This is a genomic window from Flagellimonas beolgyonensis (genome assembly GCF_003992615.1).
Lineage (GTDB): Bacteria > Bacteroidota > Bacteroidia > Flavobacteriales > Flavobacteriaceae > Flagellimonas > Flagellimonas beolgyonensis.
In genome coordinates this window covers 211,819-227,268 of the sequence record NZ_RZMY01000013.1, presented here as the reverse complement: position 1 = coordinate 227,268, position 15,450 = coordinate 211,819, and the positions used below count along the sequence as shown (strand labels likewise).

Genomic DNA, 15,450 nt, shown 5'->3' with positions numbered 1-15,450 from the left:
GCATAATTAAATCTAATTAAACGGCTCTCGCAATTTTATGTTTGGTTTGCTCCAATTCCTTTTTCAAGAACCTGGCCGTGTAGCTTTTTTTGTCTTTTGCAATCTCTTCCGGTGTTCCTGTGGCCACCACCATGCCGCCACCGCGACCTCCTTCATAACCGATATCGATAATATGGTCCACCATTTTGATCACATCCATGTTGTGTTCGATTACCAAGATCGTATTGCCTTTATCCACCAACCTATTAAGCACTTCCATCAGCACCCTAATGTCTTCAAAATGAAGACCTGTGGTTGGTTCGTCGAGGATGTAAAAGGTGTTTCCGGTATCGCGCTTCGAGAGTTCGGTTGCCAGCTTTACCCGTTGCGCTTCCCCACCGGAAAGGGTAGTGGACTGCTGCCCCAAAGATATATAACCCAATCCCACATCTTTTATTGTCTGCAACTTACGGTGGATTTTTGGGATATTCTCGAAGAAATCAACCGCTTCGTTGATGGTCATTTCCAAGACATCCGCGATGGATTTTCCCTTGTATCGAATTTCCAAGGTTTCCCGATTGAACCGTTTGCCGTTACAGGTCTCACATTCCACATACACATCGGGCAAAAAGTTCATTTCAATGACCCTGAGTCCGCCTCCTTGGCAGGTTTCACATCGTCCACCGGCCACATTAAAGCTGAACCGACCGGGTTTGTATCCGCGAATGGCGGCTTCCGTCGTTTTTGCGAACAGGGATCTAATCTCACTAAAAACCCCCGTGTACGTTGCCGGATTGGAACGTGGTGTGCGTCCAATGGGCGATTGGTTGATGTCGATCACCTTATCAATGTGGTTCAGACCGGTGATTTTTTTATACGGCATCGGTTTTTTGACCCCATTGAAATAATGGGCGTTCATAATAGGGTAGAGAGTCTCATTGATCAACGTGGATTTTCCACTGCCAGACACCCCGGTAACCCCGATCAACTGCCCTAATGGAAATTCAACGGTAATGTTTTTTAAGTTGTTTCCGGTGCATCCGGAAAGCACTATTTTTTTTCCAGTGCCCTTTCGCCTTTTTTCGGGAACAGGAATTTCGAGTTCCCCGGTAATATATTGCGCGGTCATGGTATGGTGGTCCTTCAATTCCTGCGGACTGCCCTCGGAAATAATCTCGCCTCCATGTTTTCCGGCCTTGGGCCCAATGTCGATTACGTGGTCGGCACGTTCGATCATATCCCGGTCATGCTCCACCACAATTATCGAGTTGCCAATATCCCGTAGCGATTCCAAGGAATGGATCAAACGTTCATTATCGCGTTGATGTAGTCCGATGCTAGGTTCGTCCAGAATATAGAGCACACCCACCAATTGGGAACCGATCTGGGTAGCCAGACGAATGCGTTGTGCCTCACCTCCGGAAAGTGACTTGGAACCACGGTTAAGGGATAGGTAGTCCAACCCAACATCCAATAAGAATCCAATGCGGGCTCTGATTTCCTTGATGATTTCTTCGGCAATCAGTTTTTGGTTGCCTTCCAAGCTTTTCTCCAGATTTTCGAAGAAATCTGCCAATTCTGCGATATCCATTTGGGACAGTTCGGCAATATTTTTCTCGCCAATCTTGAAATAGAGTGATTCCTTTCGCAAACGGGAGCCGTGGCAGGTCGGACACTTTATTTTATCCATGAAATCCTTGGCCCATCGCTTGATGGAAGTGGAGTTGGCTTCTTCAAACTGGGTCTTTATGAAGTTGGAAATACCCTCATAATCAATTTTATATTGCCGCTTGACCCCTAAGGTCTTGGAATCCACCTCAAAACTTTCCTTCCCACCGTTTAATATGACGTCCAGCGCTTCATCGGGTATTTTTTCAATAGCATCCGATAGCTCAAAATTGTAGCGTTGCGCAATGGTCTCCAATTGTTTGAAGGCCCACGATTTTTTGTATTCGCCCAAAGGGGCCAGACCACCAGATTTGATGGAAATTTTTTTGTTTGGAATGATTTTTTGCTCGTTCACCTCGTACACATGGCCAAGCCCACTGCAATCGGGGCACATGCCTTTGGGAGAGTTGAAGGAAAACGTATTGGGTTCTGGAGTGGGGTAGGAAATGCCAGAGGAGGGACACATCAAATCCCTACTGAAATACCGGGGAACCGATTCCCCTTCTTCCAAGACCATCAATACATTATCGCCACTGTACATGGCCGTGTTGATGGTTTCGGCCAAGCGCTTGTGGAAATCTTCCGAATCCGACACTTTTAGCCGATCGATCACGATCTCTATATCATGCACCTTGTACCGGTCCACTTTCATGCCCTTGGTAATATCCATAATTTCGCCATCCACACGCACCTTCACAAACCCTTGCTTTGCAATTTGTTCAAATAGCTCCCGATAATGCCCTTTTCTGGATTTGATGACCGGTGCCAACACATTGATCTTTTTGTCCAAATAAGTTTCTATGATCAGGTTTTTGATCTGTTCATCGCTATAGCTCACCATTTTCTCACCCGTATTGTAACTGTAGGCATTTGCCGCACGGGCAAAAAGGAGCCTTAGAAAATCGTAGACCTCTGTGATGGTGCCCACCGTGGAGCGTGGCGATTTGGAGGTGGTTTTCTGTTCAATGGCGATAACGGGAGAAAGCCCATCGATTTTATCCACATCGGGTCGTTCCAATCCACCCAAAAATTGTCTGGCGTAGGCCGAAAAGGTTTCAATGTAGCGTCGCTGTCCTTCGGCATAGATGGTGTCGAAGGCCAAGGATGATTTTCCACTGCCGGAAAGCCCGGTTATCACTACGAGTTTTTCCCGGGGGATGGTAACATCAATATTTTTAAGATTGTGGACCCTGGCGCCCTTAACCTCAATATGTTCTTCGTAGTTGACCATAATTCATAGCAAAACCTCAAAAGTAGCGATTTGACCTGTAAAAAAGAAGGAGGTTTGTCTTTCGTTATGTTAATTGATGAACGACTTGTCCACTGTCAAATAATCAATCGCACGCCACCCAATTCCTGCAAGGGATAAGGAAATCTGTCACTGGGACTTCCAATGAACATAAAGTTGATTGGGATGTTCCATTCAGTGGACAATTTTTTGATCAATGCCGGTGTGAATTCGCCGTGAAGTTGGATGTATTCCACCTTGATTTCCGGGTATTCCCTGTCCAGTACATCCAAATCGGACACAAATTTTTCGGTGGCCTGTTCCCCATCTGGAAAGACCGATACTATTTTCAGTTTTCGGGTATGTTCGTTATTCCGGATGTATAACAAAACTTGGTTCAATACAGATACATCATCACGCTTGGTAAAGTAGACAAACTCCTGGTCGTTTATGCGATTGATGGTCTGGTTGATGCCTTTGTAGGATTTGACCAAAAATCGGTTAATGGGGTCCAAAAAATATCGAATCAGTTTTAATAGCAGTTTCAACAAAGCAGTTCGGTTCAACATTACCAAAACCAAGGCTATGGTCGGAATAAAATATTCCATGAAAACCGCCAGATAATCAGGGTTGAGGATAATGTTGCCGATCAATGCCGTAATCACGGCCAAAATGGCAATCAAAAGGGACAGCCATCCGGAACGTTCTGGTCTGGGCAAGTGTTTTCTACGGACCTTCAACAAGATATTGCCAACTCCGAAAAGGGCCATCACAGATAAAAACGCAATGGTGTATACTCCGGCCAAGGCTTCCAAATTACCTTCGGTGATCAAGAGAATGGACACACACAACAGGAAGAATACAATGGCAATGCGATAGGTGCTTCCTTTTTTGTTCCGTTTTAAAAGGAAGGGGGGTAGTATGCGATCCAAAGTGATGCGCTCCACCAGTCCGGAAACCCCTACGAATGAGGTCAATACCGCACCACTTAGCACCAAAACGGCATCTACGGAGACCAGTGTGGAAAGCCAAGAACCACTTACCTGGTTGCCCATAATGGACAATAGGGCTTCCCGGTTTCTTTCAATTTCGGGAATGGGCAAAACCGCCAAGGCCAAAAAAGCGATCAAAGGGTTGAAAATGGTCACTACCACCCACATATTGCGAAGCGTTTTCGGAAAAACCCCTTTTTTCTGCTCCTCCACAAAATTGGCGGAACTTTCAAATCCACTTATGCCCAGCATGGCAGCAGAGAACCCAAAGAACAGGGCCATGGTTAATGTTTCATGCTTAATGGGAAGCGCATTGTTTTCCGTGAAAACTTGCCATCCGTGTTCAAAAAGGTACATGCCTGCAAAAGAGGACAATAACACCAAGGAGGACAAGTGGAACAAGAAGATGGCAATGGCCACTTTGGAGGATTCCCCAATACCAATGATCACCAATCCCATAAAAATGGCCAGCAGGCCAATGGTGGCCAAGATCACTGGTAGGGTGGGAACCAAGGTATTCAGGTATGCCATGGCTTCATTGGCCGAAATTACAGCAGTAGCCATATACGACAAAAGGGTGAGTGAGGCTGCCAAAGAGGCCATACCCTTGCTGGTCGTGTTCAATAAGGCGTTGTAGGCACCACCGTTCATCGGCAGGGCACCAACAACCTCACCATAGATTTTCCGAAACAGGAATAGGACAACGCCGACAATCAACAATGAAATCCAAGCATATTGGCCAGCATGCAACACCGCAAGGGCGGATACGTAAAGGCAAGAAGAGCTAATGTCGTTACCACTGATGGAGGTAGAGGCCAACTCACCGAGTTTTACTCTTAATTTTTGTGGTTCCATGAAACATGGTTTATAAAACCGAGAACTAAGGTAGGGCAAACTGCCAAAAATTCTAAATTTGTGGAACATTAAATCAAGATTTATGAAATTATTGGGCATCGGCTCTCGCATCAACCACCCGGAATATGGCAAAGGGGTGGTCACCAACGTATCATCCAAACATTATTGGGTCACTTTTTTGGAAAATGGATTGGAAACCATTGACTTGGACTCCGATTTTGAAGTGATTGAGGGTGTGGAGGATGAAGTGGATACGGTCAGTTTTTTTGATGTTGAACGTTCTTTGGTAAATATTCTGGAAAAGTGGAGCGACACCCACGAAAAGGTGGCCATTGCCGATAAATGGAAAGGGGGCAAGCTTATTTTGGACCCTGGGGACGCTACCCAAAACAAGGAAATGCCCATTGAGACCTTTTTTCATAAGATTGTGATGGTCCGTGACCGAATTCGGGTGATGGAACAAAAAATCAACAGTAGCAACAACCTCGATGATCAGGAAAAAGTGGACCTACAACAATATATCACCCGTATTTATGGCAGTTTGACCAGCTTCAATGTGCTGTTCAAGAACAAAAGCGATTATTTTGTAGGGGAGAAAAGTAAATGAATCTGATAACAGAATTACTTTTTAGGGGGCTTATAGTTGATTTTTTTGGTAGAAGAACTAGATATATTTTCTTTAAAATAACTGGAAATTACAAATCCCTTGAGTATTTATCCGGAAAGCAAAGAAAGCAAGATTCTTATGCAAAGTTAGAGCAACATATGATCAATGTTCTAGTCGGATCAATCGTTTTTATTGGAGTGTCTTTTTTTGTTGCTTACATAATCTTTGGCTTAACATAATATGATGTTTTAAAAACGATACTTTAAACCGCCTCCTTTTTCTCACTCAAATACTTCCAATATCGTTTGGGCACATGTTGCGTATGCAATTTGGGGTTGATGCGTGATTTGATACCCGTGCTTTTAAAATAATCGTTCCATAAGGCCTGGTAATCGTATTCCGCGTCCACAAAAACCTCGCTCTTTCGGGTTCGGTTATGGTGAATGTCCTTCAGGTTCAGGGATACCATTTCCACATGGTCCAGATTATAATAGATGCCATATTTGCGCTTTACGTCATAGATCAGCCATTGTTGGTCGGCGTAGCGGTCGCGAAAGTGTTTGGAAATTAAGGGCAGCACATCAAAATCTGGTTCAATATTGGCGAAATAGATACCGTCCTGGGTCAATTGAAACCGCACAAACGCCTCCATACGGTGTTTTTCACGGCCCACTTTCCGTGCCAATTGGGCAATATGCAATATCGTACTGTCCGAATAATCGAGGTACTTACCGTTTTTCGTTCGCATCAATTTTTGGATGTAGTCGTACAGTAGGTTTTCAACCCCTTCAGTTTCGCTCAAAAAAGCAAAATAGACTTGGGAAATGGCATTGTGGCTTTTGTTTCGGATGCCGTTCCAAACTCGTTTGGCCTTTTCCACGTGGGTGAAAATGGTTTCTGTCTCCGAAAACAGACCACTTTGGCCCAGTCCATTTCGTTGGATATCGGCCACGTTGATTTTTTCATCGAAGGCGACGAACACAGCGGTTAGAAAACCATTGAAACTGCCGTCGTAAATTAGTGTTGTTGAAGGTTGCATAGCGTTCATTTTTTAATTGAACAAGGATAATTGTGTACTATACTGATTTCGAAACTTGCCGGACGAATTTTGAAGGATCATGCCTTTGAGTCTGTCCGAGTCAAGGTCTCGATGTTCCCAATGTCGGGAATCACAGAGCATAAAATATTGGGCTCTGTTGAGGGCCACCCCGATTTTTTTCAGATGGTCCCAGTTCAATTTTCTAAATCGTCGAGCGTGTAGGATTTTGTTCACCGATTTCACGCCCAACCCAGGGACGCGCAATAACAGATCTTTGTCAGCCGTGTTCACATCAACCGGAAAATGGTGCATGTTCCGAAGTGCCCATGAAAGTTTAGGGTCAACCTCCATATCCAAATTGGGATAATCCTTATTGAGAATTTCGGTAACGGAAAATCCATAGAAGCGCAACAACCAATCGGTTTGGTACAGCCTGTTTTCACGGAGCATCGGAACTTGGGAACCTATGGCTGGCAGCCGTTCATCTTCCATAACCGGAACATAACCAGAATAATAGACCCTTCGCATTTGGTACTTTTTGTAATAGTAGGTCGCAGAATACATGATATCCTTATCCGACTCCCCGGAGGCGCCCACGATCATTTGGGTACTTTGTCCCGCTGGGGCATATTTTGGAGTGCTTTTAATAATCTTATGCTCGGATTTATACCTTACGATTTCGTTTTTCACCTTAAGCATGGGCTTGGTGAAATCCTCGTGTTTTTTCTCGGGAGCCAAAAGCTTCAACCCAGAAACGGTCGGCACTTCAATGTTCACGGATAAGCGATCGGCGTAGAGACCTGCTTCGTACATCAGTTCATCGCTGGCCCCTGGAATGGATTTTAAATGGATGTACCCGTTAAAGTTTTCCTCCTCCCGCAGTTTTTTGGCCACCGCAATCAATCGTTCCATGGTGTAGTCTGCATTCTTGAAAATACCGGAGCTTAAAAAAAGACCCTCAATGTAATTTCTTCGATAAAAATTAATCGTCAGATCCACCACTTCCTGAATTTTAAAGGCAGCGCGTTTAATATCGTTGCTTCTGCGGGTAACGCAATAGGCACAATCATAGATGCAGTGGTTGGTCAGTAAAATTTTCAACAAAGAAATACAACGACCGTCTTCGGTATAACTGTGGCAAATGCCCATTTTGGAGGCGTCGCCCAAACCCTTGTTGGTATTTTTCCTGTTACTGCCACTACTGGCACAGGAAACATCATATTTTGCGGCATCGGCCAAGATGTTCAATTTTTCACGTACCCTATCAAAATTCATAGCTTGGAAATAATCCAATCAAAAATATGGAAATATTCCAATAAATGGAAATAATCCATAAAAAGTTTTGGAAATATTCCAAAATACCTATATTTGGGTTGTGGAGAACGAATTGACCATAAAACGATTTACCGATATCCGAAGGGAATTGGGCTACACGCAGACCGAATTCGCGGATTTGTTGGGTGTAAAAAACACCACGGCAGATATTGAACGGGGTAGGACGAAACTATCCGGCAAGGTGGTCGCCGAATTGTTGCGTCAGTTTAAGATCAATCCGCTCTGGTTGTTTGGCGAAAGTGATCAAAAACATTTGGATACGTCCAAGACCAGCGTAATCCCAAAAGTGGTCACCGTGGACAATTCGGATAATGACAACATGGTCTTGGTGAACGCCAAAGCTGCTGCAGGATATCCACAGAATATAGCCGATACGAGTTGGTACCGCCAATTGCCAGCCTTTGATTTGCCCATTCCAGAATTTCGCAACGCCACCTATCGTGGATTTCAAGTGGAGGGCGACAGTATGCTTCCCAATTTAAGGCCGAATGATTGGGTTCTGGCTCGGGCCATTGAACACATTGACCATGTGAGTCCCAATAAAATGTATGTGGTGGTTTTGCAAGATTCCGTGATGGTGAAAAAAATTGAACGGAGACCCAATTCCAACAACATTACCTTGGTGTCTTTGAACGAAAATTACCCTCCCTACGAAATCAAGCCGTTCCAAATTCAGGAAATTTGGGAAGTGAGCAGCAAATTGACCTTTAATGTGGACGCCACTACGGAAACCGGTCTATTGCGACAGCTGCAAGAGTCCATGGAAGAGCTGAAAAGGCAGATTACCCGATAGAAATCCCTAAAAAAACCTTGATTTTATGGCCTTCGCCAAAGTTGTGGCTGCATTGGGATTGCGTCGAAACCAAAGCTCCGGTTCAAAAATTTCCAATTCTGCCAAGGCCCATTCGCCTTCATTGTCCTTAAAAAGATCTACGCGGGCGTAAATTGGAAGTTCAGGTGCCGCTTGCACCACTTTTTGGGCAAAAACTATTTGTTCTTTTGATGGACTGTATTCATGCACCGACCCACCGAAATCATCCTGCACCCTAAAATCACCAGGTTTGGCAATTTTGAGCACGGCATGGGTAAATGCGCCATCGAACAGCATCATGGACATTTCCCCTTCGGTAACAATGTTGTTTTGAAACTCCTGCAACATCATGGCCTCTTCGGCAATCAATTCCTTGAAAATACCTTCAAAGTTTTCAATGTCGGCACTGTTGATTTTATAAGTATGCCTTGCCGCTCCAGAAACGCATGGTTTCAATACAAACAGGTCATTTCTGAAACTATGCGCCTGAACAGCTCGGTCAAAAGCAGTTTTTAAAGTCATATCGGAGCCTTTTTCAACTATTAAAGTTTTGGGAATCCGAACTCCTTGCTTGGCCAAGTCCATGAGGTAATGCTTATCAATATTCCAATGGATCAGTTGTTTGGAATTGATGAACTGGGTCTGACTTGATGCCTTTTGGAACCATTCGGAAAACTCCTGGTACCGATCAAAATAATCCCATGTGGTTCGGAAAAGGGCGAAATGGGTTTGGGACCAATCAAAATCGGGGTCATCCCATGATTTTCGGATGGCATTTAGCCCCTCGTTTTGTAAGGCTTCCAATACCAAGCGGTCTTCCAATAGCACATTGTTGATGTAATCCGAGGTTTTTTTGGGATTGATATACCTTGGATCGGTCAGAACAACTACGTCGTATGTCATTCAAATTCAATTAAAATCCAACTGCAGTATCGTCGCCTCGTTTATCGGCACCACCTTCCAATTTTCCATTGGGCAATACGCGAATGGCATCTACTTTTCCAATAATGGGCGTTCGTTCCTTATTGATGATATAGCCCTTGGCTTCAAGTTCGGCAATCAATTCCTCCGGGAAGCCTTCCGGTTCAAAAATGACCATATCCGGCAACCATTGGTGGTGAAAACGGGGTGCATTCACAGCTTCCTGCATGCTCAAATTAAATTCGTACACATTGAGAATGGTCTGCGCCACTGCCGTGATGATCGTAGAACCTCCAGGGGTGCCCACCACCATATATAATTTGCCATCTTTTTCCACGATGGTTGGTGTCATACTGCTCAGCATCCGTTTTTCCGGGGCAATACTGTTTGCTTCAGCGCCCACAAGGCCAAACATGTTCGGGACCCCCGGTTTGGAGCTGAAATCATCCATTTCGTTGTTTAAAAAGAAGCCCAGTTCATCACAATAGAGTTTGGAACCGTAGCCGCCATTTAAGGTGGTAGTGGCAGAAATGGCATTCCCTTCACTATCCACAATGGAATAATGGGTGGTTTCGTCACTTTCGATGATTTCCACTTCGCCGTGGCTCACATCCGAGGACAATGTGGCCTTGTCGAAGGAGAAATTGGCCATTCTATCTTGTAAGTAACCATCATTTAAGAGCATATCATACGGAATATCAACAAAATCGGGGTCGCCCAGGAAGTAATTCCGGTCCGCATAGGCCCTTCGGGATGCTTCCGTGAACAATTGAATGCTTTTGGTCGAATTGTGTCCAAGTTTGGAAATATTGTAGGGTTCCATCATCTTAAAAATTTGGTTGATGGTAACGCCTCCGCTACTCGGGGGGCTCATGGATATCACATGAAGGTCCTTATAATCGAATTCGATGGGATCACGCCATTTTGCTTGGTATCTGGCCAAATCCTCCTCAGTAATAAAACCGTCTTTTTCCTGTACAAAAGCCGCTAATTTTTGGGCCACTTCTCCTTTATAGAAACCATCGTGGCCCTGTTCCATGATGATTTGCAGTGTTTGGGCCAATTCGGGATATTTTATGGTATCACCCGCCTTAAAAGGACCTGCGAATTTTGTACTGTCACCATTGGCTTCTATGAAACGGTCGCGGTAACTTTCCAAACGATCTGCTTGTTTTTCCGTGACCACAACACCTCGTTTTGCCAATGCAATGATGGGTTCCATGATTTCGGATAGAGGCAAGGAGCCAAATTTTTTATGAACGGCCATTACTCCGGCCACTGTACCGGGCACTCCGGCCGAGGTGGCCCCCGAAGTGCTCATGTTCGGAATCACGTTCCCCAACGAATCAAGGTACATATCTTTGTGGGCAGCCAAGGGGGCTTTTTCGCGATAATCGATGCCTCCAACTTCGCCATTGTTTTTACGATAGACCATAAATCCGCCACCGCCCAAATTGCCGGCAAAGGGATAGGCCACTGCCAAGGCCAGTTCGGTCGCTACCATGGCATCAAATACATTGCCTCCCTTTTGCATGATTTCCACCCCAATCCGGGATGCTTCCTCACGTGCGGACACCACCATTGCTTTTTCGGTGACCAGTCCGGTTGGTGATGCAGGTTGTTGTTTACAATTGATAAAAAGGAGTAGGGGGAGAAGGAGTATCAGTCTTCGCATAAAACATTGAATTTTTGTCGGGAAAAGGTAATCAATTCTTCAAAAAAAGCGGTGAATTCATTTTCGAATTCTTTGTAGTGTTCTTCAAGGTCCAAAATGGCAAAATTCATCTTGGATTTATTCTGGGTGCGTCGGTTCATGCCGTTCAATACGCGGTCGATACCGGCCAAATTGGCATAATTGAGCAACCAATTATCGGCAATCATGTAGGGCATCATCCGTTTGGTGGGCAAGGGCAGGGTTTCATAGTTTTCCTCCAAAAGATCATAAAACCCGTGCACATATTCTTTAAGTGGAACGTTGGAATAGTTGTCCCAGTTCTTGGCCAAAAAATGATCATAATAGATATCCACGATCACCCGGCTGTAATGGCTATAATTTTTGTGCAACCGCTTGCTGCTTTGTTTGGCAATGGGGTGGGCATCGGTAAAGGTGTCTATTTCCCGGTGCAAAATGATGCCCTTCTGGATTTTTTCGGGAAAATGCTTGTATTTGTTCCCACGGATGTGGTCTGCAAAGAAATTGCCCAAAGTAATCTGGTCATCATCGAAGGAGAGATAAATATGTGCCAAGAAATTCATCGGGGCAAAAAACGTTTCCGTCGAAATTAAGGATTTAGACACATGCAATTGGGTAGGTGCGGTTATATTTGCAAAAACTTTTTTAACAATTATGACACTGATCAAATCAATTTCTGGAATACGAGGTACCATTGGAGGCAAAACCAATGACAATTTAACCCCTGTGGATGCTGTAAAATTCGCTGCTGCTTACGGCACCTGGTTAAAGGATTATTCCCAAAAGGAGAAATTGACCGTTGTAATTGGAAGGGATGCCCGACTATCAGGTGAGATGATTCAGAATTTGGTAGTGTCGACTTTGGTCGGTTTGGGGATTGATGTCATTGATTTGGGGCTTTCAACTACACCCACTGTGGAAATTGCCGTTCCTTTGGAAAAGGCGGATGGAGGCATCATCCTCACCGCCAGTCATAACCCCAAACAGTGGAATGCCTTAAAATTATTGAACGAACGCGGGGAATTTTTGGATGCGGAACAAGGCGCCAAGATTTTGGCCCTGGCCGAGAATGAAGATTTTGAATTTGCAGCGGTTGACGACCTAGGCGAGATCATAAAAAACGATTCGTATATCGACATCCATATTGATGAAGTCCTGGAATTGCCATTGGTAGATGCGGACACTATCAAAAAAGCAGGTTTTAAGGTGGTTGTGGACGGCGTAAATTCCACTGGGGGAATTGCCATACCTAAATTGTTACAGGAACTTGGGGTGGAAGTTGTAAAGTTGTATTGCGACCCTACAGGCCATTTTCCCCATAACCCAGAACCGCTAAAGGAGCATTTGGGAGATATCTGCAAGAAAGTGGTGGAGGAAAAAGCCGATTTTGGTATTGTGGTGGATCCCGATGTGGACCGCTTGGCCTTTATCAGCAATGACGGTGAAATGTTCGGCGAAGAATATACCTTGGTGGCGTGTGCCGATTACGTGTTGGGCAAGACCAAAGGCAATACGGTTTCCAATTTGTCTTCATCGAGGGCACTGCGCGACATTACCGAGAAGCATGGCGGCAGTTATGAAGCGGCTGCTGTTGGAGAGGTGAATGTGGTCGCAAAAATGAAAGCCAACAACGCCATTATCGGTGGAGAGGGCAATGGCGGCATCATTTATCCTGAAAGCCATTACGGTCGTGATGCCTTGGTGGGCACAGCCCTGTTCTTAATGTTGATGGCAGAACGCGGCGGAACCGTAGCGGAACTTCGAGCCAGCTATCCCAGCTATTTTATGAGCAAAAAGAAAATTGAATTGACCCCGGATTTGGATGTGGATGCCCTCTTGGAAGCAATGCATAATAAATACCAACATGAAGAGGTTTCTACCATCGACGGCGTAAAGATTGATTTTCCTGAAAATTGGGTGCACCTGCGCAAATCCAACACGGAACCCATTATTCGAATCTACACAGAGGCAAAATCCCAAAACGAAGCAGATGCCCTGGCAGACCGGATTATAAATGAAATTAAGAATATAGCTGGATTGGACTAAGCAAAAAATGCTTAAAGCTCATAAATGATTTCACAATTGTTGAAATCTTCATCCGTAATATCGGTGTGATTGTCTGAATCCAACCAAATTTTCCATGTCCCGTTTTCTTTTCGCAATCCCACATGGAAATAGCCATATCCTTGAAATATGGGATTTTTAGCTCCGTTACCGTATGATCTGAAGCGATAATACCCAGTTTGGTATGCGATGGTACCGGTATGGTCAACTGCTGTGGTTAAAATAGCAAAGGAAATCCCAATCCTATCACCCTTATCCTTTACAGATTCAATGAAACCTGCAAAATTGTCCAGATATGTTGAGCCTGTTTCAACCTGATTTTGGTGTACTAGGACTCTAACAATATCTTGGGAATGAATGGTTTTTATTTTTTGACTGTCCAATTCGTCATAGGATTCCATAAAAGGAACCCAAACATCTGATTTGATGGATTCCATGATTTCAGATGAAACAGACTTGGCTGGATCTTGCCCAAATGTTACACTAAAAAATAGAAGTAGTAGAAAGGTGATGGATTGTTTCATTTTATCTTGATTGACTATCGCAATATTATCAAACAATTTGTTCGTTTATATTGATTTAAAACAAGAAAAAAGATAGAACATCTCTATTAATCAAATCTTTGAACAGAATTGATTATAAGTTTGAAGGTACTTTATTCCGGTGTTTCCAGCGTTTATGGGTCCAGAAATAGTACTCCGGGGCTTCGCGGATGGATTTTTCCGTTTCCCTTAAAAAAGCATCGGTTATTTTATAATCTTCGACTTCGGTAGGGTTTTCGGAAAGAATTTTAAAGGTTCCTTCATAATATCCCCTTTTCTTTTTTTCCACTTTCAAATAAACGGGGATAATATCGTTCGTTTTGCAAATTTCTTCACCGCCAACATGCACTGGTACAACAATTCCCATAAAATCTGTCCAGTATTTTGCCCTGCTTACCATTGGCGATTGGTCACTGATTATTCCAACCATCAGCAATTCGTTGCTTTCCTTTGCCAATTGCAGAATTTTTCGGGATTCTCTGGTGGAAATCAAAGTAGTGTTATATTTTCCCCTTATACGTCTGACCAGTTTGTCAAAATATTTATTCTGAATTTTTTGATAAATACCATAGCCTTTTGAAGCGATTCGGATATTTAGGGACAGGACCCATTCCCAACTCGCATAATGCGGTAACATGAGCATGGTATTTTTATGCTCTTTTTCCAGATTTAACAATAGATCGATATTGGTGTAGCTGAATCGTTTTTGGATTTCTTCCTTACTGATCCCCAAGGTTTTTATCATCTCTAAAAAGATGTCGCACATATGTCGAAAAAACTTTTTTTCCAGTCGGAGACGTTCTTCTTCAGATTTTTCAGGAAATACAAGTTCTAAATTGTCACGAACTACTTTTTTTCGATATCCGATAACGTGGTACAGCAAAATATAAATGCCATCTGATAGGAAGTAAAGCGCTCGGAACGGAAGTCTGGAAACCAACCAAAGTAGGGGGTAAACCAACAAATAAACTACTAGCTGCATAGACTTTTCTTGTGTGCAAATATAGCTATATTTGAGCCAAACTTATCCCCATGATGAATTTACACATCGCTACCATTGCCATTATTGCAGCCAATATTTTGGTTTCCATTCGAGGCTTTGGCAATTCTGCCTTTTTTGACCGATATAAGTTCAGTATCAATGCCATTCAGGCCGGACAAAAGGATCGTATGTTCACATCTGGTTTCCTTCATGTGGATATTTCCCATTTATTTTTCAACATGTTCACGCTGTACTTTTTTGCCGATGTGGTGATCAGTTGGTTCGGTCCAGGAAAGTTTTTGATCATATACCTGGTCAGTTTGTTGGGGGGTAGCCTATTGGCCCTCTTTTTTCATAAAGATGAGCCGTACTATAGTGCCGTGGGGGCCAGTGGTGCCGTTACCGGGATACTTTATGCCGCCATTTTGCTGAACCCCGACATGCAATTGGGCATTATGTTCATTCCCATTCCGCTACCGGCATATGTATTGGGTATTGCCTACCTTCTGTATTCCATTTATGGCATGAAGAGCCGTTTGGGCAATATTGGTCATACCGCCCATTTTGGGGGAGCGGTTGGTGGATATGCCACGACATTATTGTTTAAACCGGAGCTTTTTGTGACCGACACGTTTATTGTGATTGTCTTGGCCATTCCGATCATTATCCTGTTTGTTCTGGAGAAAATGGGAAAAATATAGCCGCATAAAAAAGCCTCCACATTTGGGAGGCTT

General features: G+C 43.9%; 13 protein-coding genes. 4 read left to right on the top strand and 9 right to left on the bottom strand.

All coding sequences use genetic code 11. The annotated features are described in order from the left end of the window. Nucleotides 1-16: 16 nt before the first annotated feature. Nucleotides 17-2,878, bottom strand: coding sequence for an excinuclease ABC subunit UvrA (uvrA, locus tag EO131_RS07755; protein WP_127020566.1), 2,862 nt, complete (start codon nucleotides 2,876-2,878; stop codon nucleotides 17-19). Between the two features lie 95 nt (nucleotides 2,879-2,973). Beyond that, nucleotides 2,974-4,722: an APC family permease gene (locus EO131_RS07750; RefSeq protein WP_127020564.1), complete on the bottom strand. Its 1,749-nt coding sequence runs from the start codon at nucleotides 4,720-4,722 to the stop codon at nucleotides 2,974-2,976. A gap of 82 nt (nucleotides 4,723-4,804) precedes the next feature. On the opposite strand from EO131_RS07750, the gene EO131_RS07745 reads away from it, so the two are divergent. Further along, entirely contained in the window at nucleotides 4,805-5,329 is a 525-nt protein-coding gene (locus EO131_RS07745; protein ID WP_127020562.1) for a hypothetical protein, read from the top strand. Between the two features lie 262 nt (nucleotides 5,330-5,591). Here EO131_RS07745 and EO131_RS07740 read toward each other — a convergent pair whose 3' ends face one another. Together EO131_RS07740 and EO131_RS07735 are read right to left on the bottom strand one after the other, a co-directional pair. After that, nucleotides 5,592-6,368, bottom strand: a complete 777-nt coding sequence (locus EO131_RS07740) for a TIGR03915 family putative DNA repair protein (RefSeq protein ID WP_127020560.1) — start codon at nucleotides 6,366-6,368, stop codon at nucleotides 5,592-5,594. 12 nt (nucleotides 6,369-6,380) lie between these two features. Next, nucleotides 6,381-7,643 (bottom strand): putative DNA modification/repair radical SAM protein, encoded by a 1,263-nt coding sequence (locus EO131_RS07735; protein WP_127020558.1) that lies wholly within the window; start codon nucleotides 7,641-7,643, stop codon nucleotides 6,381-6,383. 100 nt (nucleotides 7,644-7,743) lie between these two features. Between EO131_RS07735 and EO131_RS07730 the strand changes: the two genes are divergently transcribed. Then, the gene (locus EO131_RS07730) at nucleotides 7,744-8,496 is read left to right on the top strand and encodes an XRE family transcriptional regulator (protein ID WP_127021383.1); all 753 of its coding nucleotides are present in this window, start codon (nucleotides 7,744-7,746) and stop codon (nucleotides 8,494-8,496) included. Nucleotides 8,497-8,502: 6 nt separating this feature from the next. Here EO131_RS07730 and EO131_RS07725 read toward each other — a convergent pair whose 3' ends face one another. Genes EO131_RS07725 through EO131_RS07715 form a run of 3 tightly spaced genes read right to left on the bottom strand, consistent with a single transcriptional unit; the run spans nucleotide 8,503 to nucleotide 11,691 of the window. Continuing rightward, nucleotides 8,503-9,417: an ATP-grasp domain-containing protein gene (locus EO131_RS07725; protein ID WP_127020556.1), complete on the bottom strand. Its 915-nt coding sequence runs from the start codon at nucleotides 9,415-9,417 to the stop codon at nucleotides 8,503-8,505. A 10-nt stretch (nucleotides 9,418-9,427) separates the two neighbouring features. Further along, complete coding sequence (ggt, locus tag EO131_RS07720; RefSeq protein ID WP_127020554.1) at nucleotides 9,428-11,110, bottom strand: gamma-glutamyltransferase; 1,683 nt, start codon at nucleotides 11,108-11,110, stop codon at nucleotides 9,428-9,430. Next, nucleotides 11,098-11,691 (bottom strand): acyl carrier protein phosphodiesterase, encoded by a 594-nt coding sequence (locus EO131_RS07715; RefSeq protein WP_127020552.1) that lies wholly within the window; start codon nucleotides 11,689-11,691, stop codon nucleotides 11,098-11,100. Before EO131_RS07715 ends, ggt begins: the two co-directional genes overlap by 13 nt. Nucleotides 11,692-11,782: 91 nt before the next feature. Between EO131_RS07715 and glmM the strand changes: the two genes are divergently transcribed. Continuing rightward, nucleotides 11,783-13,174, top strand: a complete 1,392-nt coding sequence (glmM, locus tag EO131_RS07710) for a phosphoglucosamine mutase (protein ID WP_127020550.1) — start codon at nucleotides 11,783-11,785, stop codon at nucleotides 13,172-13,174. 11 nt (nucleotides 13,175-13,185) lie between these two features. Here glmM and EO131_RS07705 read toward each other — a convergent pair whose 3' ends face one another. After that, nucleotides 13,186-13,716, bottom strand: a complete 531-nt coding sequence (locus tag EO131_RS07705; protein ID WP_127020548.1) for a DUF4440 domain-containing protein — start codon at nucleotides 13,714-13,716, stop codon at nucleotides 13,186-13,188. Nucleotides 13,717-13,828: 112 nt separating this feature from the next. After that, the gene (locus tag EO131_RS07700; RefSeq protein ID WP_127020546.1) at nucleotides 13,829-14,716 is read right to left on the bottom strand and encodes a lysophospholipid acyltransferase family protein; all 888 of its coding nucleotides are present in this window, start codon (nucleotides 14,714-14,716) and stop codon (nucleotides 13,829-13,831) included. Between the two features lie 53 nt (nucleotides 14,717-14,769). Between EO131_RS07700 and EO131_RS07695 the strand changes: the two genes are divergently transcribed. After that, nucleotides 14,770-15,417, top strand: coding sequence for a rhomboid family intramembrane serine protease (locus tag EO131_RS07695; protein ID WP_164731664.1), 648 nt, complete (start codon nucleotides 14,770-14,772; stop codon nucleotides 15,415-15,417). Nucleotides 15,418-15,450: the final 33 nt, after the last annotated feature.

Excerpts from the sequence above, each read along its gene's own strand:
- uvrA (WP_127020566.1), bottom strand. The coding sequence starts at position 2,878 with ATGGTCAACTACGAAGAACATATTGAGGTTAAGGGCGCCAGGGTCCAC.
- EO131_RS07750 (WP_127020564.1), bottom strand. The coding sequence starts at position 4,722 with ATGGAACCACAAAAATTAAGAGTAAAACTCGGTGAGTTGGCCTCTACC.
- EO131_RS07745 (WP_127020562.1), top strand. The coding sequence starts at position 4,805 with ATGAAATTATTGGGCATCGGCTCTCGCATCAACCACCCGGAATATGGC.
- EO131_RS07740 (WP_127020560.1), bottom strand. The coding sequence starts at position 6,368 with ATGCAACCTTCAACAACACTAATTTACGACGGCAGTTTCAATGGTTTT.
- EO131_RS07735 (WP_127020558.1), bottom strand. The coding sequence starts at position 7,643 with ATGAATTTTGATAGGGTACGTGAAAAATTGAACATCTTGGCCGATGCC.
- EO131_RS07725 (WP_127020556.1), bottom strand. The coding sequence starts at position 9,417 with ATGACATACGACGTAGTTGTTCTGACCGATCCAAGGTATATCAATCCC.
- ggt (WP_127020554.1), bottom strand. The coding sequence starts at position 11,110 with ATGCGAAGACTGATACTCCTTCTCCCCCTACTCCTTTTTATCAATTGT.
- EO131_RS07715 (WP_127020552.1), bottom strand. The coding sequence starts at position 11,691 with ATGAATTTCTTGGCACATATTTATCTCTCCTTCGATGATGACCAGATT.
- glmM (WP_127020550.1), top strand. The coding sequence starts at position 11,783 with ATGACACTGATCAAATCAATTTCTGGAATACGAGGTACCATTGGAGGC.
- EO131_RS07705 (WP_127020548.1), bottom strand. The coding sequence starts at position 13,716 with ATGAAACAATCCATCACCTTTCTACTACTTCTATTTTTTAGTGTAACA.
- EO131_RS07700 (WP_127020546.1), bottom strand. The coding sequence starts at position 14,716 with ATGCAGCTAGTAGTTTATTTGTTGGTTTACCCCCTACTTTGGTTGGTT.
- EO131_RS07695 (WP_164731664.1), top strand. The coding sequence starts at position 14,770 with ATGAATTTACACATCGCTACCATTGCCATTATTGCAGCCAATATTTTG.